Consider the following 2,588-nt stretch of genomic DNA (forward strand, 5'->3'; position numbering starts at 1 on the left):
GGGAAACGGGCCGTCCATGTCGGTGAGATAAACCAGGAATGCGGGGCGGATTCCTTCTTTCGCAAGCCGCTCGAACGGCTCGACGAATGAGGTCCCCCCACCGCCGCGCACAGGTAGCAGTTCAAGATCAACCGCGTCACCGCGCTCGAATGTCTGGACCTGTGTTACTCGCGTGTTGCAATCCATCACGATCAGCCGTCGCGGCTGCACACCGGCGTTCACTGCGATGATTTCCGCCGCGAACTGCGCCTGCGTTTCATCCCACACCGATCCGCTTGAGTCGCGGACAAAGACAGCATCGCCCACTGCCGGTTCGTTCAGCGACGGCAGATACAGGCCCATGTGCAGATACCGGCGATTCGGCATCGCGAAGGTGTAGTCAGTCGGCGACGATTCCTGCGCAAAACGATGCAGGATCGGACGCCAGTCGACAACGGGTTCAACAGCATCCGTCACCATCGCTTGCAGCGCACCGGGCAGCGAGCCGCGCATCTTTGCCGCTTTCGCGGCCTGCAACACGGCCACCTTCCATTCCGATTCCTTCAGGGCCTTGTCGTCGCCGGTGTACTGGCGAACCTCGCCACAGGAGGGGGCGGCATCGGGAGTCGAGCCGGGGTCGGGATTGGCGGACGGTGTGTTCGCGCCGTTCGCGTTTGAGGACTGCGGCGGGCTGTTACCCCCGCATGCACTGTCAGGCTGCTTCGGCTGTGGAGCCGACTGCTGGCCAGACTGTGCATCCGGTTTGCCACCGTCCTGCTTGCCCTTCCCTTGCTCGTTTTGCTGCTTTTGCTGCTTTTCCCTCTGCCGCTTCTCCTGCGCGAGAATGCCATAGATCTCTTCGGCCGACTTTCCCTTGAAGCGCGCATCGACCAGCACACCCTTTGGTAGCAGCATGCCTGCCTCGAGCACGATCGGATTGATCGCATAGTCACATGCGTCGTTCCAGAGCTTCGGATCGCGATCGCCCTGACGCCAGCAGTGGCCATTGGCCACGTGCAGAACTTCGTGCGCCAGGACACCACGTGTCTCAAGATCGTTCAGTCCGCCGAGATACGCCGGGTTGTAGCCCAGCGACTCCCCGTCAGTCCAGAACGTCTTGCACGACGGATCTTCGACCGCCTTCAGTCGAAGCGCCAGCGCGCCGAAAAACGGCTGGTCCAGTACAAGCGCCGTACGCTGTTTCGAGATTCGCGGGTCCATGGCCACCTCATGCAACGAGGCGCAGCAGCGGCGTCTGCTCCGGCTGGACGGTCATCCCGACCGGCGCGAACGCCGACTCGCGATCCACCATCGGCTCCGGCGTCGTGCCCATGAATGCCGCCATCAGCCCCTCGATTTCCGAGGCCTTGGCGGCAACCTGCGAACGCAGCACGTTCGATTCCTTCAGATCCGCACCCGTGTGCACGGCGAGGTGACGCTTCGCCTGCTCGAGGATGTGATTGAGCTTCGGATCATTCGAGAAATTGAGCTTCGGCAGCAGATCGCAGAGCTCGCGCACGTTGTTCGTCACATCCAGGCGAACGTTCGTCGCGCCGTAAAGGCGATCGGCAAGCTTCGAGACTGCTTCGAAAAGACGACCAACGAGATCATTGTTCGCCGTCGAAATCGAGGCGAGCACGTGCTGATCGATTTCCGTACGCAGATCGGTCAACACATCGGGCGGCAGATCCACGCCAAACTGGCTGGCGTCCGGGAACGGCAGCACCGAGAGCTTGACGCCGAACTTGCCCGACATCGCGGCAAGCGTCGGATAGTCCGCCTCGTTGTACAGGTCCTTCTGCTCTTCCCGCGCCTTTTCCTTCAGGTCCAGATAGTCCGTCAGGAAGACCGACACGGCCAGCTCGAACTCGTCTTTCATCTTGCGCAGCTGCTCGGCGACGTCCATGTAGATCATCGTCGGCAACAGGCGCACGCCCAGCTGGTCATACTGCAACGTGTGGGCGTAGTAATACGAGCGGATGCGATTGCCGATCGACATGACCTCGTGATAGCTCGGCGCGTGTTCAGGTAACAGACGCTTGTTAAAGCGGCCAATGCCCTTGGTCTGATGCTTCGCCTCGACGGCTTCAGTTGCCTTCATGTCAAAGCGGCGACCCTGCCAGGCAGAGACGGTGACCGACGACAGCATGACCTTGGATTTCAGTTCGGTGATGTTCATGGATGACTCCAGAAAAGATAGGGATTGGATTCAGCAGAAAGAAAAAAGCCACGGGCCGCATGGCGGGCCGTGGCAACAGGAAAGACAGGTAAAGCAGGAAGCGCGGTGCTTATTGACCGCGGATGATCTGACCGAGCGGACCACCCTGTGCGCGGATGAACGCGTGGGTGTTCTGCAGTTCAGGCTTGCGCCGCACTGCGTCACGTGCGAGCAGCGCCGCGAATTCGCGGCGGCCAGCATCAATCAGCCGGTCGTTGTAGGTCAGCACCCGGTCGAAGTTGCCTTCGGTTGAGTGTGCGGCCAGTGCCGTGCTAACCGCATAGAGCGCGGCGGGCGTTTCGGGAATCGGCGCACTATCCGGCGCGAGCAGGATGGCGTCGGGTGATGGCAGCTCGCGGTAGATTGCGAGAAAGCTCATCAGTTCGCCCGC

General features: G+C 61.1%; 2 protein-coding genes and 1 pseudogene. All 3 read right to left on the minus strand.

From position 1 onward, the window contains the following. On the minus strand, positions 1-1,200 hold a 1,200-nt coding region (locus tag AABE10_RS36075), incomplete at its 3' end, for a vWA domain-containing protein (protein ID WP_342937820.1). Between the two features lie 7 nt (positions 1,201-1,207). Beyond that, positions 1,208-2,158, minus strand: coding sequence for a hypothetical protein (locus tag AABE10_RS36080; RefSeq protein WP_342937821.1), 951 nt, complete (start codon positions 2,156-2,158; stop codon positions 1,208-1,210). A 109-nt stretch (positions 2,159-2,267) separates the two neighbouring features. Next, positions 2,268-2,588, minus strand: a pseudogene (locus AABE10_RS36085) (ATP-binding protein); the annotation flags it as partial.

This window comes from Paraburkholderia diazotrophica (genome assembly GCF_038900755.1).
In the GTDB taxonomy this organism is placed as follows: Bacteria; Pseudomonadota; Gammaproteobacteria; order Burkholderiales; family Burkholderiaceae; genus Paraburkholderia; species Paraburkholderia diazotrophica_A.